This window comes from Pedobacter sp. (genome assembly GCF_965249885.1).
Taxonomy (GTDB): Bacteria; Bacteroidota; Bacteroidia; order Sphingobacteriales; family Sphingobacteriaceae; genus Pedobacter.
The window spans coordinates 3,404,540-3,429,326 of record NZ_OZ252254.1 but is presented as its reverse complement, the minus strand read 5'-3'; the positions used below and the strand labels follow the sequence as shown (position 1 = coordinate 3,429,326).

Annotated in this window: 24 protein-coding genes; 3 read left to right on the top strand and 21 right to left on the bottom strand. The window is 40.1% G+C overall.

Annotated features, from left to right (window positions below):
- Positions 1–68: 68 nt before the first annotated feature.
- The 6 genes from ACY2A0_RS14595 to ACY2A0_RS14570 form a co-directional block, all read right to left on the bottom strand.
- On the bottom strand, positions 69–530 hold the full coding sequence (locus ACY2A0_RS14595) for a VOC family protein (protein ID WP_461790205.1): 462 nt from the start codon (positions 528–530) through the stop codon (positions 69–71).
- Positions 531–813: 283 nt separating this feature from the next.
- Positions 814–1,251 carry an SRPBCC family protein gene (locus tag ACY2A0_RS14590; protein WP_461790204.1) on the bottom strand — a complete coding sequence of 146 codons (438 nt, stop codon included), beginning with the start codon at positions 1,249–1,251 and terminating at the stop codon, positions 814–816.
- A 5-nt stretch (positions 1,252–1,256) separates the two neighbouring features.
- Positions 1,257–1,736, bottom strand: coding sequence for an OsmC family protein (locus ACY2A0_RS14585; protein ID WP_461790203.1), 480 nt, complete (start codon positions 1,734–1,736; stop codon positions 1,257–1,259).
- A gap of 154 nt (positions 1,737–1,890) precedes the next feature.
- On the bottom strand, positions 1,891–2,442 hold the full coding sequence (locus tag ACY2A0_RS14580; protein WP_461790202.1) for a dihydrofolate reductase family protein: 552 nt from the start codon (positions 2,440–2,442) through the stop codon (positions 1,891–1,893).
- A 17-nt stretch (positions 2,443–2,459) separates the two neighbouring features.
- Positions 2,460–2,978 carry a DinB family protein gene (locus tag ACY2A0_RS14575; RefSeq protein WP_461790201.1) on the bottom strand — a complete coding sequence of 173 codons (519 nt, stop codon included), beginning with the start codon at positions 2,976–2,978 and terminating at the stop codon, positions 2,460–2,462.
- A gap of 3 nt (positions 2,979–2,981) precedes the next feature.
- Positions 2,982–3,482 (bottom strand): DinB family protein, encoded by a 501-nt coding sequence (locus tag ACY2A0_RS14570; protein WP_461790200.1) that lies wholly within the window; start codon positions 3,480–3,482, stop codon positions 2,982–2,984.
- A gap of 120 nt (positions 3,483–3,602) precedes the next feature.
- Here ACY2A0_RS14570 and ACY2A0_RS14565 point away from each other — a divergent pair, with 120 nt between their 5' ends.
- Both ACY2A0_RS14565 and ACY2A0_RS14560 read left to right on the top strand, forming a co-directional pair.
- A complete protein-coding gene (locus ACY2A0_RS14565; RefSeq protein ID WP_461790199.1) occupies positions 3,603–4,571 on the top strand; it encodes a GlxA family transcriptional regulator in 969 nt (322 codons plus the stop codon).
- 71 nt (positions 4,572–4,642) lie between these two features.
- Positions 4,643–5,032, top strand: a complete 390-nt coding sequence (locus ACY2A0_RS14560) for a hypothetical protein (RefSeq protein ID WP_461790198.1) — start codon at positions 4,643–4,645, stop codon at positions 5,030–5,032.
- Positions 5,033–5,072: 40 nt separating this feature from the next.
- Here the strand turns inward: ACY2A0_RS14560 and ACY2A0_RS14555 are convergent, their stop codons facing one another.
- From ACY2A0_RS14555 to ACY2A0_RS14510, 10 genes are all read right to left on the bottom strand, one after another.
- Positions 5,073–5,600 (bottom strand): DUF3347 domain-containing protein, encoded by a 528-nt coding sequence (locus ACY2A0_RS14555; RefSeq protein ID WP_461790197.1) that lies wholly within the window; start codon positions 5,598–5,600, stop codon positions 5,073–5,075.
- Positions 5,601–5,665: 65 nt separating this feature from the next.
- Positions 5,666–6,910 carry an efflux RND transporter periplasmic adaptor subunit gene (locus tag ACY2A0_RS14550; protein ID WP_461790196.1) on the bottom strand — a complete coding sequence of 415 codons (1,245 nt, stop codon included), beginning with the start codon at positions 6,908–6,910 and terminating at the stop codon, positions 5,666–5,668.
- 25 nt (positions 6,911–6,935) lie between these two features.
- A complete protein-coding gene (locus tag ACY2A0_RS14545) occupies positions 6,936–8,207 on the bottom strand; it encodes an efflux RND transporter periplasmic adaptor subunit (protein ID WP_461790195.1) in 1,272 nt (423 codons plus the stop codon).
- The gene (locus ACY2A0_RS14540) at positions 8,185–9,564 is read right to left on the bottom strand and encodes a TolC family protein (protein ID WP_461791587.1); all 1,380 of its coding nucleotides are present in this window, start codon (positions 9,562–9,564) and stop codon (positions 8,185–8,187) included. Before ACY2A0_RS14540 ends, ACY2A0_RS14545 begins: the two co-directional genes overlap by 23 nt.
- Complete coding sequence (locus tag ACY2A0_RS14535) at positions 9,548–11,485, bottom strand: efflux RND transporter permease subunit (protein ID WP_461790193.1); 1,938 nt, start codon at positions 11,483–11,485, stop codon at positions 9,548–9,550. Before ACY2A0_RS14535 ends, ACY2A0_RS14540 begins: the two co-directional genes overlap by 17 nt.
- Positions 11,486–11,649: 164 nt before the next feature.
- Positions 11,650–12,927, bottom strand: coding sequence for an efflux RND transporter permease subunit (locus tag ACY2A0_RS14530; protein ID WP_461790192.1), 1,278 nt, complete (start codon positions 12,925–12,927; stop codon positions 11,650–11,652).
- A gap of 103 nt (positions 12,928–13,030) precedes the next feature.
- A complete protein-coding gene (locus ACY2A0_RS14525) occupies positions 13,031–13,381 on the bottom strand; it encodes a heavy-metal-associated domain-containing protein (protein WP_461790191.1) in 351 nt (116 codons plus the stop codon).
- A 213-nt stretch (positions 13,382–13,594) separates the two neighbouring features.
- Positions 13,595–13,993 carry an HYC_CC_PP family protein gene (locus ACY2A0_RS14520; RefSeq protein WP_461790190.1) on the bottom strand — a complete coding sequence of 133 codons (399 nt, stop codon included), beginning with the start codon at positions 13,991–13,993 and terminating at the stop codon, positions 13,595–13,597.
- Positions 13,994–15,093: 1,100 nt separating this feature from the next.
- The gene (locus tag ACY2A0_RS14515; protein WP_461790189.1) at positions 15,094–15,741 is read right to left on the bottom strand and encodes an NAD(P)-dependent oxidoreductase; all 648 of its coding nucleotides are present in this window, start codon (positions 15,739–15,741) and stop codon (positions 15,094–15,096) included.
- A 55-nt stretch (positions 15,742–15,796) separates the two neighbouring features.
- Entirely contained in the window at positions 15,797–16,210 is a 414-nt protein-coding gene (locus ACY2A0_RS14510) for an Rrf2 family transcriptional regulator (protein ID WP_461790188.1), read from the bottom strand.
- Between the two features lie 216 nt (positions 16,211–16,426).
- Here ACY2A0_RS14510 and ACY2A0_RS14505 point away from each other — a divergent pair, with 216 nt between their 5' ends.
- On the top strand, positions 16,427–16,723 hold the full coding sequence (locus ACY2A0_RS14505) for a Dabb family protein (protein ID WP_461790187.1): 297 nt from the start codon (positions 16,427–16,429) through the stop codon (positions 16,721–16,723).
- A gap of 28 nt (positions 16,724–16,751) precedes the next feature.
- Here ACY2A0_RS14505 and ACY2A0_RS14500 read toward each other — a convergent pair whose 3' ends face one another.
- From ACY2A0_RS14500 to ACY2A0_RS14480, 5 genes are all read right to left on the bottom strand, one after another.
- A complete protein-coding gene (locus ACY2A0_RS14500; protein ID WP_461790186.1) occupies positions 16,752–18,410 on the bottom strand; it encodes a beta-N-acetylhexosaminidase in 1,659 nt (552 codons plus the stop codon).
- A 7-nt stretch (positions 18,411–18,417) separates the two neighbouring features.
- Complete coding sequence (locus tag ACY2A0_RS14495) at positions 18,418–20,808, bottom strand: glycoside hydrolase family 3 N-terminal domain-containing protein (protein WP_461790185.1); 2,391 nt, start codon at positions 20,806–20,808, stop codon at positions 18,418–18,420.
- A gap of 72 nt (positions 20,809–20,880) precedes the next feature.
- Complete coding sequence (locus ACY2A0_RS14490) at positions 20,881–22,149, bottom strand: glycoside hydrolase family 88 protein (protein WP_461790184.1); 1,269 nt, start codon at positions 22,147–22,149, stop codon at positions 20,881–20,883.
- A 99-nt stretch (positions 22,150–22,248) separates the two neighbouring features.
- Positions 22,249–23,184, bottom strand: a complete 936-nt coding sequence (locus ACY2A0_RS14485; protein WP_461790183.1) for a DUF5017 domain-containing protein — start codon at positions 23,182–23,184, stop codon at positions 22,249–22,251.
- A gap of 1 nt (position 23,185) precedes the next feature.
- The gene (locus ACY2A0_RS14480; RefSeq protein WP_461791586.1) at positions 23,186–24,766 is read right to left on the bottom strand and encodes a RagB/SusD family nutrient uptake outer membrane protein; all 1,581 of its coding nucleotides are present in this window, start codon (positions 24,764–24,766) and stop codon (positions 23,186–23,188) included.
- Positions 24,767–24,787: the final 21 nt, after the last annotated feature.

The following is a 24,787-nucleotide window of genomic DNA, read 5'->3' as shown; positions in this document are numbered from 1 at the left end:
TTAAGTGTTAAAAAAGAGCTACTTAATGCTTACGTTTGTGTAAGCTTTAAGTAGATCAAATTACCAGGTTATTTTCCGTTTTTGCCGTCTTGTGCTGCGTTGAAACTAATCATCCAGTGAATTTGATATTTGTCCACCAGCATTCCGTAGTAATCGCCCCAAAATTGATCTTCCATCGGCATAATTACCGTACCACCATTGCCTAACGCCGTAAAAATTCGGTCCGCATCAGCCTTACTGTCCACGCTGATACATAGTGATACATTTGTACCTGCAGTTGCTGGAGGCATGTTTGAAGGTACGTCGCTAGCCATCAACATGGTAGTTCCAACAGGCAAGGAAATATGCATTATTCCATTTTGATCTGCTTCAGGAATTCCGTCGCCGGCACAACCTTCACCATCGGCAGCATCACTAGGCATCTCGTTGAAACGCATTACGAAAGGGAACTCTCCCCCGAAAATAGATTTGTAGAAAGTAAAAACTTCTTCGGCATTGCCATTGAAGTTTAAATAAGGATTAATTACCATAGTTTATTGTTTTGATTTGATACATGTTAGCACAAATTTAAAGGTTGACGCTACTTTTATTCATTGCTAAATACGTCAACTTTAGGGGTGTTTTGGGACAGGAGCGGCTTTAATGGTTAATGATTAATTATTAATGGTTAATGAGCAAATTCCAATAATCAAATCCCAATAATCAAATTCCGATGAACAACTGAACTAATGAACAATTGAACTAATGAACAATTGAACCAATGAACAAGTGAACAAATGAACCAATGAACTAATGAACCAATAAACTAATAAACTAATAAGGATTTCCTTGGCCAGTTTCGATGAATTTCTTGAGGCTTTCTGTAAACTGGAGCCAACCTGCTGTACAGATATCAAAACACTCCACAGCATTATGCAAGCCAACATGTTCTAGGTTTAGCCACGTGCGATCGCCATTACCGTCCATTGTCCAGCTAATGGTGGTACCTACCCATTCAGACTTGTTTGTAAGCTGAGGAATATCAATAAGCGCTTCCTTGACTAACCAAACTACTTTGAACGGCTCTACCACGGTAACAACCTCCAGTGTTTTCGCCACGTTTTCGCCAAATTTTATCTTAAATTGATCGCTTGGTGCAGCGGCAGCACCTTGGTAAGCCTTTGTCCACCATTGCGGAATTTGCTGCGTTAACGCATTAAAAACTTGTGCCGGAGTGGCCTTCAATGATAGTGTTATGTTATAGTTTTCCATATTTTTCAATTCGATTTTTGCACTACGCAAACGGGACGGTGACCGATAGGAAAGTTTACTGAATTGGCAATGAAACAAAGTTCGCTAGCCTTCAGGTGCAAATCATTGGCTTTATTCACCATTGCAGCTTCAGTTACAGTGACCTTGGGATTTAACGTTACTTCCGCAAATTTGCCACCACCATTTGCTGTTTCCACCATCTTTCCTGTAGCTTCGTCTGTATAGTCTATCACGACAACACCTGCTTCAGCGCACAAATGCAAATACCAAAGCATGTGACAGGAAGAAAGCGCACTGAGCAACATTTCCTCTGGATTATGTTTGCCCGGATCTCCTCTAAACGCTGGGTCAGATGAACCTTCAATAGTTTGTTTACCGTCGATGATAATATGGTAACTTCTATCGTAAGCCTTGTAATTACTTGTTCCCGAACCCTTGTTTCCAATCCAACTGGTGGTTAATTTATAGTGATGATATTTATCCATAGCGCTTTTAAGCTTAGACTACTTTTAGGCAACTAAATTACGCTGATGTTGCCAACACGTTAACATTTCAGGGCTTTTCGTTTGAGCCGGTTTCTGAGCACAAACTATCAACCAGCACTATACTTCAGCAGAAACCTGTCGTATCGATTGTTGTTCACGCTCGTATCGGTTCATAATAAAATACTATTGAACCGGATGTTAGTGTTTTTGTCTTGATTAGTTTCAGCATAATCTTGTCTTTGATTTCGTCGAACAATCTTAATCCCTTCCCTTCGATGATGGGGTGAACACAAATTTGAAATTCGTCAATAAGATTGCTATTTAATAGTTGAATAATCAAACTTCGACTCCCTACAGAAATATCCTTTCCCGATTGCTTTTTGAGTTCCAAAACTTTTTCATGTAGTGGTTTATCTGACAGTTCTGCTGTGTTCCAGTTTGTATCTTTTAATTTGTGTGAGAAAACGAGTTTAGGAATTCTATCTATTGAAATTGCAAATTCGTCCATCGACTTTTTACCCGAAGGATTTTCCAATACTGATTTCCAAAACTGCATCAGTTCATAGGTTGTCCGTCCATATAAGATAACTCCAGTATTGTCCAATAATTCGGCATAGTGTTGATGTAAATCTTCGCTTGGAACCCCAGTGGTGTGGTCGCAAACACCGTCGAGTGTCATATTAAATGCTGCAATTACTTTTCTCATAGCCCTATTTTATTAATTCAAACTGATGTAGCTACCGCATTAAACATATGATGAAGCTGATGCGTATGGCGTTGCGTATGGAAAATCAAAAAGCTGACAAGTTCCAATCGAGTAACTTGACCCAGCCCTGGAAATTCAAATTCAAGACAGGTTTCACTTAAATCCAAATTGGGCAAAATTGGCAATATCGCATCAACAATTTGCTGTAGTTGCTGCAATTGTTCTTCCTGTTCGTAATGCTGATCTTTCGGCTCAATAAATGGTGGGGAATTGTATTTAGCGTTAAAATCCAGAAGGATGTTTCTAATTGTTTCCACCTTTTGGTCGGCTGCGCCAACTGTTGGTTTGGTATTGCCTAACAGCACTTGATCAATCCCCTTACCCGCTAAAATTAAGTGCTGTACTACCATAGCCGCCGACCAACTTTTATCCGCAGGCTTAGTGTTAAACTGTGTAGGATTAAACCGTTGTACTGATTTTTCCAACTCAGTAAATGCTGTTGCTAGTTCCGTAGCAATTGTGTGATTATTTTCCATAGTTTACATGTATTTCATTGCTTCGTAGCCAAGCAATCGGCGCCAAAGTGCAATTTGACCAATGCAATTTGCTTCTCTGTAAGTGTTGAAACTTAACATTTCAAATAAGGGGAAACTCATCTGTTCCACTTCAAAATGGATCACTTTATCCAATTCTTCGTCAGTCACCGTCATTAACTTCTCCCTTAGTAACGGCGAAATGCTATCCCACTCCTTTTCATAGGTCGCTAACTCCGGATACTGCATGCCCTCTTTAATGCCTTGATGATTTTTGAACAGTTCGTTGCTGCTAGCATTCATTGAAATACCTAGCAGATTGGCTAATTCAAACCTTTCCTGCAATAAACTTCCTGCTAACCAAGCTATGTGATTTGCCTTTGTTTCCAATCGTTTTGTAGCATCAACATCGTTGATCCCATCCAATACATTGTGATAAAATGTGGTGTGCATATCGTACAGCACCAAAAAACCGAACATTCGGTTGCTTACTGGTTTAATTTCCATATCTAGCTATTTAATATTACTAAGTTAGTTTCAATTTTGGGCGATATCGATAGGTATTAAAGGCAAAATTAGGGGGCATTTGAGACAATTTTGTATTTTAGATGAACCAACAAATAAACGATGAAAAAAATAGGGCTTCTTTTAAGTAAAGATTATAAGTTATTGAGCGTTGCTGCCATACTTGAGGTTTTTGAAACCGTAAATAAATTCTACATCGCAGAACACAAATCACCAGTATTTGAATTGATTTTACTAGATGGAGTCGATGCGGAGGGTTCAAATCAGCAAGCTTTAGGGTATCCATTAACCAAATTCAAAGACGCACCTTTAATGGACATGGTTTTTATCCCGGCTTTTACCTCTGACGATATGCGGGCAACTTTAACCGCAAACTACGAGAACATCCCTCATTTAATAAAACAATATCAAAAAGGAGCCTGCTTAGGAAGTTTTTGTACCGGTGCATTCTTACTTGGCGCTACAGGCTTGCTTAACGGCAAAATAGCTACTACACATGTGGATGCCAGTAGCGGATTTGCAAATGCCTTTCCTTTAGTAAAATTAAGATCTGATAAAACAGTAACACAGGATGACCGATTGTACACCAGCGGTGGCGCTACTTCTTCATTTCATTTATTGTTGCATTTGGTACATGAATACTGTGGTAAAGAAATGGCTATTAGAATTGCCAAAGTTTTTGCGATAGATATGGACAGGGACAACCAATCTTATTTCAGTACCTTTCAACCTTCTAAAGATCATGCCGATGAACTTGTAGCCATTGCCCAACAGAAAATTGAGCAAAATTATCAAGATGCTGCAACAATTGAAGAGCTCATTAAGGATATCCCTTCGAGTAGAAGGAATATTGTACGTCGTTTTAAGCAAATAACGGGTATTACTCCCATTGAATATTTACAGCAAACACGTATCGAAGCCGCTAAAAAATTGCTGGAAAAAACCAACCAGCAAATGAATGAAATAATTTACAACTCTGGCTATAATGACCCTAAAGCCTTCCGAAAACTGTTTAAAAAAAGTGTAGGGATGACGCCTACGCAGTATAGGGAGAAGTTTCAAGTGAGGTAAACGACCGTTTGGTTAATCTAAATTTGTAGCGTTTTATTTTGATGTTACGTATAGCATATAAAAGAACGACTATGAAAAGACGACTTACGACGCTAGCGCTGGTTTTGACCTTATTAATAAGCCTATCTTGTAAAAAAGAAAACACACAAAACGGTATTGTGGGTACTTGGCAGCATGTGACTACTATTGGAGGTTTACAACCTACTGTTACAAATTTGAACTTAATCCTAAGATTTACCAACGACAAATTTGAAAGTGAATTAGATGGAAAAATTGTTGACCATGGCACCTACGAAATCACAACTGAAAAATCATGGGATGGCGATCCACGAATTGTTTTTAATGGCAAAGCCGATGATTTTAAGCAATACGTTAAGGTAAGCGGAAATAAACTGATCATTTTCAACAACGTACCGATAGCTGTAGACGGCACCGAAATTCATTACGCTAAAATTAAATGAGTGATTTAACTTTGAAGCAGCAAATAACCCTATCTTATTGCTACTTCAAAGTTTCTTTCACTTCACCACAGTCCAACATGCTTTCGCCGTAATATGGATTTTTAATTTGCTTTTGATTGCTCAACCAAAATGCACCTTTATCGTTCAAAGCCATAGGACAAAATTCCACATAAACCTCACCCGATTTTAATCCCGTTTGCTTCATTTTTGCAATCATTTCATTACTTAACTGAGCAAACAAACTACGCTGAATTTCTAAATCGGTACTGGCTGTAATTTTAGCGGATAACTTAGCCAACAAAGCTCCTCCATTTAATGCTTTTGCTCCAAGTTCCAAAGCCATGCTAGCCTCTTTGGCTGTGGCCATGTCCGAATTCACCAAAGCATCGCTCAGTAAAAGATATTGTTGGTAAGCGGCATTCAAGTGATCATTTTTAACCAACACTTCATTTGACTGAAGTGCTACCTGCTTTTTAACTGCAACAACTTCTTTTTTATCTTCAACTTTTTGATTGGTACATGCCGCAAATACGAGTAGCAACAAACCTAAAACCTGATATCTTTTCATCTGATTTGATATTAATTTTTAATTTTAAAACACTGAAAGAGAATTAATTTATTATTTGAGATAGATTAACCAAGCGGATGCTTCCCTCGTTTCAACACGTACTCGCTGTAAAGTAGATAAGCACCTGTAACTACAACTTCATCGCCTGTGGCAATACCCGATGTGATATTGATACTATTAGCATTGGCTTTACCAGTAACCACAGTTACAGGTTCAAAGCTGTCTTTACCAGTTTTTAGCCAAACATGTTTGCCTTTGCCATCTTGTATCACTGCATCAAGAGGTAAATTGATGCCAGTTTGCTTTGAATTACCAGTTAACAACATCACTTTAACCTGTAAACCAGGCTGCCACCTAGCATTTGGATTTGCAATGCTGCCACGAATTTGGGTAAGCTGCGTGCCAGTTTGTAATGATGGATTAATGAACTTCACCTTCATCAACTGCGGTTCATTTTCCCAACCGCTAACTACTACTTTCAGCTGCTGATTTGGTTTGATATTTTCTAACTCTTTAGGATAAGCATCAGCCTCTACCCACAAACGTTGGTAACCCTCTAACCTCATTACGGGGCTACCTTCGGCAACGTATTGACCTTGCGTAACGTTCAGCTCTGCTACAGTGCCGCTCTGGTTTGCGAACACGGTAACTAGGGGATTTTTCTGTTGTGTTTTGCTCAACTGCTTCAGCTGATTTTCGGTTTGACCGTAAAGCAACAATTTTTGTTTAGCAGAAGCTACCAACTGTTGTTCCAGCTTATCTCCAGCAAATTGCTTTTGTTGCGCCAATGCCATTAAATACTCTTGCTGCAGCGTAGCTAATTGCTCTGAATATAAACGGTACAAAGGCTGTCCTTTGGATATCTTCACTCCTGTTTCCCTTACGTACAACTCCTCAATTCTACCACTCACTTTTGCAGAAATGTAGTTGCTCTGTTGCGGATCAAGCACTAAACGACCATTCAGCACACTTTCATTAGCAATGTTTGTCAAACTTCCACTTTCACCAATTTTTGCGGTGCTAATGTTCGCAAGTAATTGGCGTTGTGCATCAAGCTTGATGCTTTTATCATTGCTATTTTTTTCAAAGGGTACTAAATCCATCGCACAAATTGGACAGGTGCCCATTTCATGTTTGATTACCTGTGGATGCATTGGGCAAGTGTACGTTTGCTGCTTTTTTTCTATTGCTTTCTGGCCACTTTTTTGATCTGCAGTACAACCCATTATTAGGGCAAAAAAGCCAAAAATTAAACTGATGTATTTTATTTTTATCACTTGCATTGATGATGATCTCGCTATCTTTTCCATTTTTTCCTGCTGAGTTTAACCAATGTTATTGTTTAGTTTTAGTGCTGATAAAGCTTTCGCTATCTACCAAGTAAGCTGCTTCTTTGGCAACCTGCCAGCCGTCAATACTTTGCTGTATTTGCACCAAGCCAGCAACTTTAACTCCTGTGTTTATCGGCACTGCTACAAAAACACCATTCTCTTTCCTAAATACCATACTTTCAGCACCAACATTCACTACCGCTGATGCCGGCAGCCAATAGCTTTGCGATACTAAAACGGGAATTTTTGCAGTCAAAACATCACCAACCCTCCATGCACTTTTCTCTATGTAAACTCTTGCCAATGCAAAGTTTTCACCCGATTTTACAACCGGCTCTATTAATCCTATAGCAGCTGTTTGAAATGTAGCTTCTTTGTTAGCGGTTTTGTAAAATGCCAACTTTGTTCCTTTTTTTATCGCCCTGCTTACATCTGGTTTCAAGGTAAATTCTGCCACCAGTTGATCAGCCTTGTAAATAGTGAACAAACTTTGACCAGCACTAACGTATTGGCCTTCCCGTAAAAGTAACGCTGTGTTTTGAACCTGAGTTGTGGTACTCGCACTTGTAGTTTCAGCACTTGACGCACCCATACCCGACATGCCACCGTCCCCGCTGTTGCTCGTAGTTACTTCATTGCTTTGTGGTACATTGGCTACCTGTTGTTCCAAAATGTAACCATCTGCCGGACTATAAATTGGTATACGATAATTCACTTTTTTACTGCGGATAATTTGTTCAACCGTTTGCTGAGTTAGGCCTAGCAACAGTAAACGTTGTTTCGCTTTGGCGATCAATTGCGTATCGCTAGTATTTTGCGATAGGTAAATCAACTCCTGTTGGGCAGCCGCCAAATCTGGTGCGTATATTTCGAAAAGCAACTGACCTTTTTTGATGGGCTGATAATTGTACTTTACATACAGTCGCTCCAAACGGCCAGCAACGCGACTAGCCACATTAACTTTACTTCGGGTATCGTAATTGATCATCCCTTGCGCTTCAACGGTAAAAATTTTCGACTCGTAAGTTGCTGTTACCGCCTGCACTTGCCCTATTGCCTGCTCATTGGACGGCGCTATCAAGGCTCTAAGGCTATCATCTATTTTTATTTTACCAATATCGTGATGGTCTTTCTTAGGCTTACTTTGACAAGAAACAATTAAGAATGCAATTGATAGCAATAATACTTTTTGCCTTATCAAATGTAGCACGTTACGATTCCTGCTTACGCTGGAATGATAGCCAAGCACGTTACTACCTGTATAATTCCTTTTCATAATCGGCAATCATTAAATAAAGTTTCAATTTCTCGTCTAGCACATTGTTTTGCATCATGGTTAGCGCCTCCCAAGATGCAATCACTTCTGGCAACTGCATCTTATTTTCGCGGTAATTCAACACGTTAACATCCAATGTTTTTTGTAGCGTAGGAATGATTTTCTTTTCCATGTTGTTGATTTGCGCTTGCATGGTTTGGATTTGGTATTGCATGCCGTACAACATACCTTGTGATTCTTGCAACATTGCAGCTTTTTGCATTTGCATGGCATCAATTTCGTATTGCATACCCTTTACTTCGGATTTGTACATTTTCGAAGCCCAAGGAGCGATAGGAATACTCACCATTCCCATTACGCTAAAAGCCCTTGGCATGCCGCTACTCAATGGCGACATGTGGTCAAAACGAATTCTGAAATCAGGATTGCGCTGTTTTTTCATTGCGTCGATGTTCAATTGCATAGATTGGATGTTATAGTTCATTTGTTCAATGTCTTTTCTAGCAGTTGCCAAACTCGCCGTATCCAAATTACTGGCAGGCGTAAATTGTGGCACTGTAGTCGTATCAATTACAAAATCTATATTTCCAGCTCTGTTCATCAAACTATTTAACCAAGCTTTCGCTTTTCCAATTTCCCCCTCCTGCATGCGCTTCATGTTTTCTGTTTCTTCCAACTTGGCCGTGGTTTGATAAACACTACCTAGTTTCGATTGGTTAAATGGATATCTGATTTCTTCAATCTTCTTCATCGTTTGCATGATCTGCGTGCTTTTTTGCAACACTAGCAGTTTTTGCTGTGCAACCAACCAACTGTAGTACAACTTTTTAGCTTGTGTTTTAAAATCATTCAAAGTAACTTCCCTGCTGGCTCGTTCCACTTTTGCTTTTGACTCGATGTATTTTTTTTGAGCATTCAACTTGCCGTAGTTGGGAATATCCTGTTCAATTTGAAACATCAACGATCCCTTGTCCCGCTCATCCATCACCATTTGACCCGGGTATGGCGTCATAAAAGTGCCTACGCCAACCATCGGCGCCATCCAAGCGGTAGCCGCTTTTGCAGTGTATTGGTAACTTTCGGCTTTCAAACCATAAGATTTAAGCAACAAATTATTTTGATCTATGCGCTTCAATATCGTGTCCAAATGCAGCACTTGGGTTTGGGCATTAGCGAGGAACGGTAAAAAAAACAATGCAAGAAGTAGTGTTATAAAATGCTTAACTGCTTTCCTATCAGTCGTTTTACGATTAACTTTATTGAGCACTTCGTGGTTCCCAGCTATGCAGGAATGACGCACATAGAGGCTATCTCCCTCTTGGGAAGAGATGCTTAACGGGCTAATGTTGTACATCATGCACCTCCAATTTTCCATATTTTTTCAATTCGTATTCTTTAGACATTAAAAAGATGAGCGGCGTAACCAACAGGATATGCGTGGAAGAAGTAAGCACACCGCCGATCATTGGCAATACAATAGGCTGCATCACATCAACCCCAACTCCTGTTGCCCAAAGCACTGGCACCAAACCGAATAAGGAAACGCAAACGGTCATTAATTTTGGTCGCAAGCGTTTGGCCGCACCGTGGATCACGTAGGTATGTAAATCTTCTTTGGTAATGGTTTCGCTTGAATTGCCTTTAAGTTTGATGAGCTGCTGCATGGCGTCGTTCAAATAAATCACCATTACAATTCCAGTTTCAACGGCGATACCAAACAAAGCAATAAAGCCCACTGCCACCCCTACCGATAGGTTTACACCCCAAAAATAAATCATGTAAGCACCGCCAATCAGCGCAAAAGGAACGGTAATCAAACTTAAAAATGCTTCTCTAACCGACCGAAATGCGAAGTAAAGTGAAAAGAAAATGATGATGAGCACCACCGGAGCAATCCACATTAAAGTTTGCTGCCCCCTAATTAGGTTTTCATACTGACCGCTCCACTCTAAAAAGTAACCTTCTGGCAAAATACCATCTTGCTTATTCAGTTGTTCCATTGCTTCTTTAACGGTGCTGCCTAAATCCCTGTCGCGTACGTTGAACATTACTGCTCCGCGTAAAATAGCATTGTCCGAACTGATCATCGGCGGTCCATCCTCAAACTTTACATCGGCCACTGCCGACAAAGGAATTTCCCCAAAACTTGGCGACTGAAGTGGAATTCGCTCAATTTGCGAAACGCTATTGCGATATTGCTGCGCCAAACGCACACTGATCGAAAAGCGTTGTCGGCCCTCAATGGTATTAGCCACATTAGCGCCACCTAAAGCAGTTTCCACCACTTGATTCACCTCGTCAACACTTAATCCGTAACGGGATAATTCTTCGCGTTTAATGTTGATGGCTAAATATTTACCACCTGTAATGGGTTCTACAAATAAATCACTCACACCAGCAGTACCTTCCAATGCAGCTTTTACTTTCTCAGAAACTGCAGCGATGGTATCCAAATTTTGTCCAAAAACTTTTATACCCACGTCAGTTCGAATACCCGTGGCCAGCATATTGATGCGGTTAATGATTGGCTGTGTCCATCCATTTACTACCCCCGGAATTTGCAGTTTAGCATCAAGTTCGGTAATGATATCTTTTTTGGTCACCCCATCACGCCATTCACTTTTGGGCTTCAGCGTAATAATGGTTTCAATCATGCTAATTGGCGAATTATCCGTAGCCGTACTAGCCCTACCGGCTTTCCCTAGCACTTTATCTACCTCTGGTACAGATTTGATGATTTTATCTTGCACCTGCAAAATCCGTTTCGCCTCAGCGTTTGAAACATCTGGCAGCGTTACTGGCATAAATAAAATGCTTTGCTCATCCAACGGCGGAATAAACTCCGTACCCAAATTTTTAAGTAGCGGAATAGTAATTAGTAGGGCAATTACATTGATAGCAATGGTCGTTTTACGCCAATTCAGTACTTTTTCAATGATAGGCTCGTAAATCCTTTCCAAAAAACGGTTCACAGGGTTGGCGCTATCGGGCTTAAACTTCCCTTTCATAAAAAACGAAATGAGCACCGGCGCCAGCGTAATCACCAGTAAGGCATCTACTATCATGATGAATGTTTTAGTATAGGCTAACGGATGAAACAACTTGCCTTCTTGACCGGTAAGCATAAATACCGGCAAAAAAGATGTGATAATGATAACGGTAGCAAAAAACACCCCTCTCGAAACCTGCTTGCTCGATTTGGTGATAATTGCCAGACGTTCTTCTTCGCTGATCCAACTAGGTTCTTTGCGAAATTTATTTTTTAACCAATTTTTCATTTAGGTTATATGATTTTTTAATGGTCGATTGCTTTTGTAGAGCCGCATAATTGTGCGGCTGTAACTGATCGATTGTTTTCGTAAAGACGCACAATTGTGCGTCTCTACCTTGCCTCTTGTTTTTGTACAGACGCACAATTGTGCGTCTCCGCGATCATGCGGCTCTACTTGCCAACAATCTCTTCGTAACGCTCCGCCAAATGTTTATATGCATTTTCGCTCATGATAATTCCATTATCTACAATTACACCGATAGCCAAGGCAATACCTGTAAGCGACATGATATTTGAACTGATTCCAAAAGCATTGAGCAAAATAAAACTGGCGGCTATGGTAATAGGGATTTGAATGATGATGCTGAGCGCACTACGCCAGTGGAACAAGAAAACAAACACGATCAGGGAAACCACGATCATCTCTTCTATTAATGTATTCTTAATGGAACTCACCGACTCTTTAATCAGCTCCCCACGATCATAAACAATATCAAATTTTACTCCCTTAGGTAAACCTTTGGCAACTTCATCCATTTTCTTCTTGACCTTATCTATCACTTCAGCGGCATTTTCGCCATAGCGCATTACCACGATACCACCCACACGTTCGCCTTCGCCATTTTGGTCAAAAATACCTAGCCTACTTTCACCGGTCATTTGTACAGCAGCCACATCCGAAATACGAATAGGCGTACTACCTTGATTCTTAATGGGAATATTGGCAATTTCCTCCATGGATTTAAGGTAACCCGAGGTTTTAATGATATAACCCATGCCACTCATTTCGAACTTCCGTCCACCAGCTTCATTATTGTTGCTCCGCACCGCAGCAATCACTTGAGGCACCGTCAGCTTGTAAAAGAGTAACTTATTTGGGTCTATTGCAATTTGATATTGCTTTTGGAAACCACCAAACGAAGCAATTTCACTTACGCCGGGTACATTTTGCAAAGCGAATTTCACGTACCAATCCTGTATAGCACGTTGTTCACCCAAATCCATGTTTGGCGCATCCAAGGTATACCAAAGTACGTGTCCTACCCCAGTTCCATCAGGCCCCAATTGGGGCGTAACTCCTTCAGGTAAGGATTTCGAAATTGTACTAATACGCTCCGTAACACGTTCTCTTGCCCAGTAGATATCTACATCATCTTCAAAAATCACATAAATAAAACTCATCCCAAACATGGACGAGCCACGAACATATTTAATTTTAGGTATGCCCTGCAAGTTGGTAACCAATGGATAAGTTACTTGATCTTCCATCAGTTGTGGCGACCTACCCATCCATTCCGTAAATACAATTACTTGGTTCTCCGACAGATCTGGAATAGCATCTATCGGGTTTTTCTTCACTGCAAAAATGCCCCAAACAAACAGCGTTGCAGCCAAAAGCAACACTATAAATCGGTTACGCATTGACCAATCAATAATTTGATGTACCATTTAGTTAACCTTTTCTTTTCCTTTAAACATCATTTCATCACAAGCGCACACAGCAAGTCAACTAGCTGTAGCCTTGCTCCGTGTCTCGCGATGTTGGTATCAATTAATGAGCTTTAGTAGTCTTCCCAGTCCTGTCGTATTTACAGCAGCTAGGTAGTTTATCATACACTTCATTTTTTGCTTTTGCTTTTGGTGTATCGTGACCTAAATCGGCAATTTTTTGCTGAATGTCTTCGTTGTTAAGTTTCGAACTATCGTAGCTTACCGTTAAAAACTTACTGTCTTTATCCCAAGTAGCACTGCTAACGCCAGCTGTTTTCAAACCAGTTTCAATACGTTTTTTGCACATGCCACAGTTACCTAATACTTTAATTTTTTCAGTTTTAGTTTGGGCGAATGCTCCCGTTCCAATCATAGTAAAAGCCAATAAGGCTATCATTTTTAAAGATTTCATGTTTTTTGTTGTTTAGCTGATAGCAATTCACGCAAAGCGAATTAGCTATTGGCTGATTAATAAAATAAGTTTTGGATTGTTGGCTAAAGCCGGTTTGGAATTAGTCCCTGAGATATCGTCATGCTGAACTTATTTGATAATCAGTCAGAAGATCCCGAAATAAATTCAGGATGACGACAGGGCTATTAATGCCAAAAAGGAAAAGAAAAGGTATTATATTCTGTAGGTACAGTTTTTAATGAAAATAGGCAGATTTTGCCCTAAAGGCGGTGCATTGCTCCTGCTTTCCTTTGCAATGGTAGCAACTATGGGTAATAGATAAAATTCCACAGGTTTAAATTGCGGAACTATGAAAACGCCTTGTTCGAACTTGAAAATTTGGGCATTTGCTTTTTGCGCTTGGTCCACCTTTGCTTGGTGCTGCACATCTTTACAGCAAGATTTTTCGGTAGATTTCTTTTTTTCCATACCGCAGAAACTGCAAGCATGCTGGTCAGATTGAACAAGGCTCCAATCTACCAATTCGCCCATGCAATAATGAAAATTAACACCCGCACCACTGGCAACCGCCAAGTAGAAAAATGCTAGAAGTGTTAAAAATATCCTTTTCATTACTCAGCAAATATGAATAAAAAGTGAGATATGTTTTTACATAATTTTAAAAAATTGTTATAGAATTGACAATTGATGATAACCCTCTCTGCCCTTCGGGCGTCTCTCCCAAGGGGAGAGAATAGCATTTGCGTTAAAGTGCTATCGTAAAGCAGTAAGTAAATGAATGATAAACGCTCTAAATCTTCCAGCATGCGAGAAAGGCAAGCACAAATATTTCACCTAAGCTACTCTCTCCCTAGCAGGGAGAGATGTCCAAAGGACAGAGAGGGTAAAAAACTACATTCAATGTCTGTTTTATAAACTAGTAAAAATTAACCCTCTCTGCCTACGGCATCTCTCCCAAGGGAGAGAATAGCGCTTGCTTTAAAGAACTATCGAAATGCGATAGGCAAATGAATGATAAACGCTCTAAATCTTCCAGCATGCGAGAAAGGCAAGCACAAATATTTCACCCAAGCTACTCTCTCCCTAGCAGGGAGAGATGTCCAAAGGACAGAGAGGGTAAAAAACTACATTCAATGTCTGTTTTATAAACTAGTAAAAATTAACCCTCTCTGCCTACGGCATCTCTCCCAAAGGGAGAGAATAGTGCTTGGGAAAGGAAGTACAAACACTCGTACGTTGCTCTCTCTCTCTATCAGGGAGAGAATAGAATTTGCGTTAAAGCTCTATCGTAACGCAATAAGCAGTGACTGCCAAACAGTTTCTTATTTTACACGAGAAAGGCAACCACAAATATTTCACCCCCGCTGCTCTCTCCCTATCAGGGAGAGATGTCCAACGGACAGAGAGGGTAAAAAAACTACATTCAATATATATTTCAGAAGACAAGTAAAAATTAACCCTCTCTGCCTACGGCATCTCTCCCAAAGGGAGAGAATAGCGCTTGGGAAAGGAAGTACAAACATTCGTACCCTGCTCTCTCTATCAGGGAGAGAATAGAATTTGCGTTAAAGCTCTATCGTAACGCAATAAGCAGTGACTGCCAAACAGTTCCTTATTGCATACGAGAAAGACAAGCACAATATATTATCCTTTGCTGCTCTCTCCTTAGCAGGGAGAGATGTCCAACGGACAGAGAGGGTTTAAAAATAGTTTTAGTAAGCGGCGGTAAAGCGTTGACGTGGATGTTTGTTGCTTTCCACTTCATCAGCAATTACTATAGCTAAATCTTCTACAGACAATACACATTTGCCATTTTCATCAAATACTGGATTTTCCAGACCTAGACGATATTTACCAGTGCGGCCAATGGTAATACCCGGATGCATTTCAATTGCCGGACTAAAGAAAGTCCAGTTTAATTCTTCCTCTTGTTTTAAGGTATTTAAGTAATCTCTCGCAGCCGTTGCTCCAGGTTTAATATCTGCTGGAAAATCTGGTCCATCCACCAATTGATTGCCATCAATGTACAAACTTCCAGCACCACCAATTACAACCAAACGTGGTACACCAGCAGCCTTTACCCCTGCTTGGATGGCTTCTGCACCTTTAATAAAATCAGCATAAATATTGGGATTAGTCCAACCGGGATTAAAAGCACTTACGACTACATCAGTACCTGCCAAAACTTTAGCTAGCGCTTTTTGATCATTCACATCAACACTTACGGCATTCACTTGCGATTGTTCCGCTACCTTATCTGCGTTTCTTGCAATTGCTAACACTTCATGTCCGCGATTTGCTAATTCATTTACCAAATTTTTACCTACGAAGCCTGTGGCTCCAATTACTGCTACTTTCATATCTATTATTAATTTTAATTGTAACTATTTTTATTACAGTTTTGTTTAAAAAAATTTAATTCGAAAACTTAGCGCTAAAACTTGCTAAGTTTTGCTGGTTAAGCTGCTCAATCAGTTGGCGCTCGGTATCGTCATAAAGCGAATTCAAATGTTGATTGATCTCCCTGCCTACCTCACATAATGGGTTAGGTTCATTTTTATGACTGCCCAACAAATAATTGCTTCTCACACACTGATAAAGCGTACCAAGCATAATATCTTTTGGAGATTTAGCCAAGGTGGTTCCGCCGTTTTTGCCTTCTTTGGTAATTACAAACCCATTTTCTCGAAGGTTGATTAGCTCTTTACGCACCAATACTGGATTGATGTTGAGACTTCCAGCCATGTAATCAGACGATAGCAATGCCCCTTTCGCTTTATCAAGCAATACCAAAATATGTAAGGAAATGGCAAATCGTCCGTTGTTCATTCTGTAATTTTATTTATTACAGTACAAAGTAAAGGAAATGATTTTGAAAATGCAAATTGTTTTTTTGCGACGGTAGTCGATTTCAGAAAATAGGTTGATACCTTCAGTATCAGATAAACAATATTTTAATACTTCCGTTTTCAAGAGAGTTACAGACGAGTTAAGTTACTACCAGTACTTTTGCGATTTTTACTATTTTCGTGAAAAATAGATTTTATGATAGCACATCACGTATTATTTTGGCTTAAAGCCGATACCACCGATGCACAGAAAGAAGCTTTTTTAGGCGGACTGAAAAGTTTAGAGCAGATTGAAGTAGTAAAAAATTTCCACGTTGGTACACCTGCGCCTATTGAGCGAGCGGTAGTAGACACCACTTACACATTTAGCTTGTTATTATTTTTTGAAGATTTAGCAGCTCACGATGTTTATCAGGTACATCCTATCCACAAAGCATTTTTGGAAGAGTTTAGGATACATTTTGAAAAGATAGTAATTTACGATGCACAGTAAAAAACGAAGTGTTTCCCACTTCGTTTTTTTATTTAATAGTACCTTTTTCAGCAGCAGTTTGAGCTTCATTATCAGGTAGTAAGCCTTTACGTTGTGCTGGAGTAAGCAACTCTGGCGAAGCTTGCTGGTTAAATGGATTGAAGAAATACAAACCTTCGGCGGTAAACAACTTAAAATGGCTTTTTAACCTGCTTTCAAATGCCGTTTGATCTTTTAGCTGACTAGGCGTCCATGCTGCTTCCGCTAAGGCAGCAATACGAGGAAAAATTTTGTAATCAAGCTGTTGAGCATCTACAATTACTTCAGTCCAAACATTGGCCTGTATACCTCTAATTAATGTGTTAGCATTTGGCAGTGCCGTAATTTCTTTCGTTGGAAATTGATACACGCTTTGCCAAGGCACAAAGTTACCGGCCCATTTACGACCAACAACATGTGAATCCTCTTGCACAAAATCAAAATATAAAGGCAACCTAGGACATAAAACCACTTGATAACCTTTCTGCAAGGCATCTTTTAAAATTTCTGGTTTATCATGACGCCACCAAAACACCGTAGTTTTTTCTGGCGATAAAGTGCCTCCAACAATTTCATCCCAAGCTAAAATCTCGTTGTTCAAATTTTTGATGCTGTCAGCCATTCGCTTAACAAAATAAGCTTCAACAGCGGGCAAATCCTTCAAATTTTTCGATTTCATCAAGCTTTGTACAGCTTCATCCTTGTTCCAATGCTGGTTACCAAAATGAACTTCATCGGCACCAATGTGGATCATTTGTGATGGAAAGAGCACATCTACCTCTCTTAAAATTTGCGTAAGGTATTGATAGGTGCTTTCCTTACCCGGGTTAAAAGTAAACTCTGGATATTTGGGCGAACCCCCACCACTAAATTCTGGATAAGCTTTATTGGCCGCCGTAGCATGGCCAGGCATATCAATTTCTGGAATTACATCAATATATCGCTGCGCAGCATAGGCCACAATTTCTTTGATGTCCTCCTGCGTGTAATATTGCGCTTTAGCTAAAGAGTCGCTATGGCTACCAATACCACCAACTAAAGTTAATTTGGGGAAGGCTTTAATTTCTATGCGCCATCCGGGTTGATCAGTTAAATGCCAATGAAATTTGTTGAGCTTATAGAAAGCCATCCAATCCAACAGCTGTTTTACCTTTTCTTTCCCGAAGAAATGCCTCGACTCGTCCAACATTAATCCCCGCCAAGCATAAATTGGTTCATCTTCAATCTCCCAAGAAGCAAGCTCAACCACTTTTTTATTGACTGACTGCTGCCTTACCAATTGTAGCAATGAAGATATGCCAGCAAATAAACCTTCTGGCTGAGTGGCCTTAATTTCTATTTTATTTGAAGAAATAACTAATTGATACCAAGCTGCATTTTTTTTACCGCGGTTGTTTACCAGCGACAAGCTGATGTAGTTTTCCGCGGCTTTATCGGCAGTTCTGATACTCAAACCTTGATAACGCAACAACTCCCCCTGCAGGTATTGTGCCAGCTGCTTCACCTCGTTATTGGCAACAACTTGGGTTTGCTGGCTCAACATAAATGATCCAGTTTGCCTTGTAGCTTTTAATGGTTTAGGAATTAACGGTAAAACCTCCTGTGCATTTGCTTGGCAAGCAAAAAACAAAGCAACTAATAAAATCAAGCTGTTTTTAATCATGTTCATCGAGTAATTACTTCACAGTAAATGTTGCCGTTTGTCTAATATCTTCTGAAGAGGAACCTATCATTATCTTGAAATCTCCCGGTTCTACCACTTGCTTCATTTCTCTATTCCAAAGCATTAAATCGTCAGGAACTAAAGTAAAGTTTACCGTTTTGCTCTCTCCCGGTTTTAGTTTGATACGCTCAAATCCTTTCAGTAATTTTTCGTAAGTAGTTACGGAGCTCAATACATCACGAAGGTATAATTGCACCACTTCGTCGCCTTCTTTTGCTCCTGTATTTTTCACATCGACAGTAACTTCTACCACTCCCTGATCAGCCAATTTGTTATTTACTTTGATGTTGCTGTAACTGAAATTAGTGTAACTTAAACCATGCCCAAATGGATACAACAAACCCTTAATTCTTGCTGTTTCGCCTTCGTCAGTTTGTGCATTAGGTTTAGTTGGAAAATTGAGTGGCAACTGCCCTACCGATTTCGGAAATGTGAGTGTCAATTTTCCGCCCGGATTATAATCTCCAAATAAAACATCGGCTACTGCCAAACCACCTTTAACACCAGGATAACCTGCATACAGAATCGCTGGTGCATATTTGTCGATGTAATTGATAGCCATAGGTTGCGAGCCAATTAACACCACCACATAAGGTTTGCCTGTTTGATGAATAGCCTTTGCTAATGCCAATTGATGGCCCGGCAAATCTAGCGACGTACGACTTTTATTTTCTCCAGCAATTTTGGTATTTCCACCTAAAAACAGAATCGTTACATCTGCTTTTTTTGCCTCTTCTACCGCTTTATCAATCATCGCTTGCTCTTCTGCGGTTGGCTCTATCGGAAAAATCTCACTTTGCGGCCAAGTTTTATCTATTAACTCGCAACCTTGGGCATAGCTCACATTTTGGCTTCCGAGTTTCTGTTTAATGCCTTCTAGCATGTTCACACTTTCTGACATTAGCGGACCGTAGTGCGTATGAGCATAATCTGCATCAGTTGCATTTGGCCCAACTACAGCTACTTTAAGCCCATTTTTAGCTAGAGGAAGTGCATTATTAGTATTTTTAAGCAACACTAAACTTTCATGCGAAGCTCTTAAAGCCACCGCTTGACTCTCTGCATTATTCACCAATTTTTTACTTGCTTCTGCATCTTTTACGTAAGGGCTATCAAATAATCCTAAACGAAATTTAACACTCAGCACATCACGTACGCGACTGTTGATGGTATCTATCGGAATGCGTTTTTCGTTCACTAATTCTCTTAAATAATAGATGATGCTATCTGGTCGGCGGAAAGTGGTACGCACATTCATGCCCGCCATAAAAGCTTGATAAACCGCCTCCTTTAAGTTAGCAGCAACGTGATGCTTGTTGTAAAGGTATTCTAACGCATCGCTATCACTCACCACGTAACCCGTGAACCCCATTTCTTTGCGCAAGCGCTCAATTAACCAATAACTACTTCCAGAAACAGGTACGCCGTTATAGTCGTTATATGAACTCATTACGCCCATGATATTGGCTTCCTTGATTACCTTTTTGAAAGGATAAAGTAGCACATCCTCCACTTCGCGAGGCGAAACTTGCGGATCGGTACGAGCCAAACCTTCCCTAGCGCCTTTATTAGCACTGTAAACTGCAAAATGTTTAGGAGTTGAAGCAGCGCCCATCTCCTGAATACCTTTAGCCATTTCGACACCCAAACGAGCAGTTAAATAAGGATCTTCACCATAAACTTCCTCTAAACGGCCCCAACGCTGATCTCTAGCAACATCTAAAATTGGAGCATAGACATTGGTATAACCCAAGGCCCTGGCTTCTTTGCCAGTAATTCGTCCCATTTCACGTACCAGAAGCTTATTCCAAGTCATGCCCATATTCAGCTGTGTTGGAAAACCCGTAGCCTGATAGGCTTCTATCCCGCGAATACCTTCGTTAGTAAAATCAACTGGGATGCCTAAACGAGTTTGCTCAATAAAGAAGCGCTGGGTTTCGTTCATGGCCCAAACATGGCGTTTGACATCAGTTACTAGATCCAAGTTTTTTTCTACAGTATTCCACTGGATGAAACCATTTAAATGTTCATCAATATTGGCAATACCATCTTTCCAAACTTCATTTTTCCAAGACGGCGTAGGTAATGAATCCTTTAAAATCCTTTTCCATCCATACAGCGTAGCCATTTGCGCAGTTTTTTCATTCAAATTCATCTGCGAAATCAAATCGGCTATTCGTTCGTTGGTGCTACGTGTTGGATCTTCATATACATCCTTACGCCCATTTTTATTCAAATCGATCCAACCTTTTTGATAAATTTTGGCTGGCTTTTGTGCATAGCCGAGACTAGCAATTAAAATTAAGGATAAGGTAAGGAGTAAGTGTCTTTTTTGTGGAAACATGCTAAATAATTGAGTGAAGTTGGATTACATAAACCTAATAAATTGTTGCTTTCGCAGCAAGTTAAAAGACCATTAACCTCTATTTTTAAGTTTTTTGTAACGGAGTAAAGCTTCTAAAAAATAATAGTCGGCGTAAATTAGTGGTACATCAATTTCTGATTGATGAGGATAACTACCCACAGAATGTTTAAGGATAAAACCTGCGTTTGTTCCGGGTTTAGCTAAATATTTATCGCTAGATAGCGACTGCAGCATGGTTTCGGCAGTGGAGAAATACTGCGCTCCCTTTTCACTGCTAAATGTACTCAACTCTAACAATGCAGAAGCTACCAAGGCACCTGCCGAAGCATCCCTAGGAATTTCCGATAATTTTGGTCGGTTGGCTTGGTTCCAATCTGGTTGATAACCTTTTTGTCCAACATTGAAATCCCAGTAGGGAATTTTGTCTTTGGGCAAGTTAGGATGATTAATGAAAAAATCAGCTGCCTTTTGTGCTGCGTTCAGAAAACGTTTGTCGCCAGTTTCACGGTACATCATGGTGAAACCGTAAATTGCCCAACCTTGTCCACGGCTCCAAGTAGAGTTATCCGCATAGCCTTGGTTAGTTTGTTGATGAAGTACTTTGCCAGTTTGTGGATCGTAATCTACCACGTGATAGGTACTAAAATCTGGCCTAAAATGGTTCTTCATGGTATTTAAAGCATGGCTGATGGCCACTTTCTTATAGGTAGAATCGCCAGTGATTTTGGAAACGTAGCACAGCATCTCCAAATTCATCATGTTATCAATGATTACTGGATATTGCCATGTGGTTTTACCGTCCCAAGAAGCCTTAGCATTCCACGATTTGATTAAGCCAACCTTTGGATCAAAGCGGGTTAGAGCAGTTTTTGCCGAATGGATTAAGATATCGTTATAAGCCGCTACCTTTTTAGGATCTTTTTCTAAGCGAGCTGCATTTCCATAAGAGCAGTACATTACAAAACCAATATCGTGGTGTTGATTGAGGTTTTTGCCTTCCTCTAATGCTACTGTCCATTTGTTAGCCAGCGCTTCCCATTTGGGCTGTTGGTTATATTCGTAAATGTACCAAAGCACACCAGGGAAAAAACCGCCAGTCCAGTCCCACACATCTACACCTTTTACACTTCCATCTTTATTGGTGGTGCGAGGAAAGCTTTTTAAATCATTTTGCTTTGCAAGCATCATTTGGTACTGCTTAGCTGCAAGCTCAAAATCTTTTTTAACCATCTGCGCACCAGCACTATAAATAGTTAAAAAGCAAATGGTTAGCAATAAAAATTTAACTTTACTAACCGTTGTATTCATCTCTATCATCATTATTTTTTAAGTAAAAGCATCCTTTCTCAACAATTTCAACTGTTGAATTTTTGATGTGTCAATAAAATTCGCGTTGCGTATTTAGTGGCTTAACTTTAATTAAGGCGTTACTACCACCTGTACTTCTTTCATAGATTTACTTTCGCCATAAACATTAACGTTAGCCGCAATGAAAGTAACCGTATAAGTACCCGCAGCGGTATATCGATAGGTGTAATTATCCAAGCGAGTGCTCATGTTTTTTAAAGCTACACCAGCATCTGGTTTTACTTTGGTGAGCGATAGGCCTCCCGAAATAGCCCATACTTGGTTACTACCTATGGTTGCACCACCACCTTGAAACTTTAGAATTAGATCTGTTCCGAAAGTCCAATTTACTGGGGACGTAGTTAATACTTTTACGGGTGTCCAAGCGGCAGAAGAAATAGAAGCTACTGGCAACACCTGCCCATCAGTGGTGGTGGTTTTAACATCAAATTTATTAACCCACCAACGTGGTTGCGTTGAGCCTGCAACACCGGTATATTTAAAAGCGAAGTATACCGGCTTGCTTTTATCCAAAGTGAAACCTTGGCTACTCAACGCGGTTAAGTTTACCACACCTGACGAAACATAGGCAGCATCTGTAGATTGGATGCCTGATAGTGTAAATGCGCCAGTGATATCCACCCAATCTGCAGGATTAATATTTGCTGCATCGTACTTACCGTTAAAAGTTTGCGAAGCCAATAAGCGGAGCGAGTTTGGTTGCTGTGCATCTAATCCGTAACGTCTGTTGGTGGAGAACTCCAAGGTGATGTTATCGCTTTGCGCTTGCGTCCTATCTTTATAAATGTACTTATGTCCTTCCTCTCCCGAATAAAATAATACTTGATCTGGATTGCCACTGATCAGAAAATTTACGGTTTCGCCAACTTTATAGGATGTTTTTTCAGGCCTTACATCAAAATCTAGTTGTAATACCTCTTTTTTATTACAAGCTGACAAAGCTAAAACCAATAATGGCAAGAGGGCTATTTTGTTTATTTTTTTCATATTACCATCCAATATTTTGAGACATTTCTTTATTAAGTGATAGCTCCAATACAGGAATTGGCAGCACATTATTTCTGCTAGTTACGTTTCTGCCGGCCAAGGCGCCGAAGCTCCATGCGGTACCGGCATCAGCTTGAATGCCTGTGGCTAATTGGTTCATTTCAGAAACGAAAATATCCCATCGGATCAAGTCAAATCTTCGCAGACCTTCAAACGACAGCTCCAAAAATCGTTCTTTGCGGATTGCTGTACGCATATCGTCAGCACTGTTTAACGTAGCACTGATATCTGTGGCGTTAGCTCTTGATCTTACTTCCTGTAAAGCTTGTTTAGCAATTGCCGTTGGGCCGTTTACTTCGTTTTCGGCTTCTGCAAGCATCAACAGCACATCCGCATAGCGCAACAATGGAAAATTTTGAGGCGTATAGTTTTTGTTTTTAGGCTTTAGCTTTTCATAAGCTCTACGGAATTTCCCGCAGTTACGGTTATAAATTTGGCTGGATGTCCAAGCTGTAGAATCTGTAACAGTAACAGTGTTGTTCACCGTGGCGTAAACGTAAGCATAGGGAGCAATTGCCCAATTCCGTCTCACATCTTGCGCTTCGTAGCTATCATATAATTTTTTGGTAGCGTTGATAAAACCATAGCTATAACCATGAGCTTCGTCGTTACATTGTAGTCCTAAAGTGTTGCCAATACGTCCGGCTTCAAAATCGCCGCCGCGGTTTCCGTACAATTCCACCTCCCAAATAGATTCGCCGATATCATATTTATCACCTGCGTAATTGGTGAAAATTTGCTGATAACTTGGCAGCAGTCGGTGTTCTTTCGGACCAGCATCTGGATAAACAATTTTACGAGCCCATTTTAATGCTTCGGCGTATTTAGTTTGATCTTTTAGCGGTGCGCCAGCCATTTTCAGATATACTCTGGCTAATATTCCCCTAACGGTAGATTTTGAAACTTTACCTCCGTAGCCTATCTCCGTGGCGGTTTTAACCATGCCCTCAGCAGCTTCCATTTCTTTAGTAATGAAATCGTAAACCTCACGCTGTGGTGTTCTTTTAATATTTACATCGTTAACTGAAGCCGTTGGTGTAGTTTTTAGAGGTACATCTCCCCAGTTGCTCACCAACATAAAATAGTAGTAGGCTCTTAAAAATTTAACTTCTCCTTTGGCCGCATCTTTTGAAGCTTGCGACATGTTTACGCCATCAATGCGGCTCAAGAAAACATTGGCACGTTCAATACCTTCGTATAAATACTTCCAAACACTGGCTACGCTGGCATCGGCAGCATCAAAATTGTAAACAGCGGGACCAGCCGTGTAAGAACTTCTTGAATAAAAGCCATCGTCAGCTACGGTAAGCATTAACTGATAGTTTCCACCGTAAACTTCTTCCCTACCTAACAAATCATAAACACCTGCCAAGCCTATGTTTACATCGGTTTCGTTGTTGTAATAATTTTCTTTTACGATAAAGGTTGGTTTTTTATCTAAGAACTTTTTACAACTGGCAAAGCCTAATGCCAATACGCCAACTAGCAGCAATAATTGATATGTCGATTTATTATTTTTCATATAATTTCTCATGATTGCCTA

Excerpts from the sequence above, each read along its gene's own strand:
- ACY2A0_RS14575 (WP_461790201.1), bottom strand. The coding sequence starts at position 2,978 with ATGGAAAATAATCACACAATTGCTACGGAACTAGCAACAGCATTTACT.
- ACY2A0_RS14570 (WP_461790200.1), bottom strand. The coding sequence starts at position 3,482 with ATGGAAATTAAACCAGTAAGCAACCGAATGTTCGGTTTTTTGGTGCTG.
- ACY2A0_RS14565 (WP_461790199.1), top strand. The coding sequence starts at position 3,603 with ATGAAAAAAATAGGGCTTCTTTTAAGTAAAGATTATAAGTTATTGAGC.
- ACY2A0_RS14555 (WP_461790197.1), bottom strand. The coding sequence starts at position 5,600 with ATGAAAAGATATCAGGTTTTAGGTTTGTTGCTACTCGTATTTGCGGCA.
- ACY2A0_RS14500 (WP_461790186.1), bottom strand. The coding sequence starts at position 18,410 with ATGAACATGATTAAAAACAGCTTGATTTTATTAGTTGCTTTGTTTTTT.
- ACY2A0_RS14545 (WP_461790195.1), bottom strand. The coding sequence starts at position 8,207 with ATGAAAAGGAATTATACAGGTAGTAACGTGCTTGGCTATCATTCCAGC.
- ACY2A0_RS14480 (WP_461791586.1), bottom strand. The coding sequence starts at position 24,766 with ATGAAAAATAATAAATCGACATATCAATTATTGCTGCTAGTTGGCGTA.
- ACY2A0_RS14505 (WP_461790187.1), top strand. The coding sequence starts at position 16,427 with ATGATAGCACATCACGTATTATTTTGGCTTAAAGCCGATACCACCGAT.
- ACY2A0_RS14580 (WP_461790202.1), bottom strand. The coding sequence starts at position 2,442 with ATGAGAAAAGTAATTGCAGCATTTAATATGACACTCGACGGTGTTTGC.
- ACY2A0_RS14535 (WP_461790193.1), bottom strand. The coding sequence starts at position 11,485 with ATGAAAAATTGGTTAAAAAATAAATTTCGCAAAGAACCTAGTTGGATC.
- ACY2A0_RS14530 (WP_461790192.1), bottom strand. The coding sequence starts at position 12,927 with ATGGTACATCAAATTATTGATTGGTCAATGCGTAACCGATTTATAGTG.
- ACY2A0_RS14520 (WP_461790190.1), bottom strand. The coding sequence starts at position 13,993 with ATGAAAAGGATATTTTTAACACTTCTAGCATTTTTCTACTTGGCGGTT.
- ACY2A0_RS14510 (WP_461790188.1), bottom strand. The coding sequence starts at position 16,210 with ATGAACAACGGACGATTTGCCATTTCCTTACATATTTTGGTATTGCTT.
- ACY2A0_RS14550 (WP_461790196.1), bottom strand. The coding sequence starts at position 6,910 with ATGGAAAAGATAGCGAGATCATCATCAATGCAAGTGATAAAAATAAAA.
- ACY2A0_RS14515 (WP_461790189.1), bottom strand. The coding sequence starts at position 15,741 with ATGAAAGTAGCAGTAATTGGAGCCACAGGCTTCGTAGGTAAAAATTTG.
- ACY2A0_RS14590 (WP_461790204.1), bottom strand. The coding sequence starts at position 1,251 with ATGGAAAACTATAACATAACACTATCATTGAAGGCCACTCCGGCACAA.
- ACY2A0_RS14495 (WP_461790185.1), bottom strand. The coding sequence starts at position 20,808 with ATGTTTCCACAAAAAAGACACTTACTCCTTACCTTATCCTTAATTTTA.
- ACY2A0_RS14595 (WP_461790205.1), bottom strand. The coding sequence starts at position 530 with ATGGTAATTAATCCTTATTTAAACTTCAATGGCAATGCCGAAGAAGTT.
- ACY2A0_RS14490 (WP_461790184.1), bottom strand. The coding sequence starts at position 22,149 with ATGATGATAGAGATGAATACAACGGTTAGTAAAGTTAAATTTTTATTG.
- ACY2A0_RS14585 (WP_461790203.1), bottom strand. The coding sequence starts at position 1,736 with ATGGATAAATATCATCACTATAAATTAACCACCAGTTGGATTGGAAAC.
- ACY2A0_RS14525 (WP_461790191.1), bottom strand. The coding sequence starts at position 13,381 with ATGAAATCTTTAAAAATGATAGCCTTATTGGCTTTTACTATGATTGGA.
- ACY2A0_RS14540 (WP_461791587.1), bottom strand. The coding sequence starts at position 9,564 with ATGATGTACAACATTAGCCCGTTAAGCATCTCTTCCCAAGAGGGAGAT.
- ACY2A0_RS14560 (WP_461790198.1), top strand. The coding sequence starts at position 4,643 with ATGAAAAGACGACTTACGACGCTAGCGCTGGTTTTGACCTTATTAATA.
- ACY2A0_RS14485 (WP_461790183.1), bottom strand. The coding sequence starts at position 23,184 with ATGAAAAAAATAAACAAAATAGCCCTCTTGCCATTATTGGTTTTAGCT.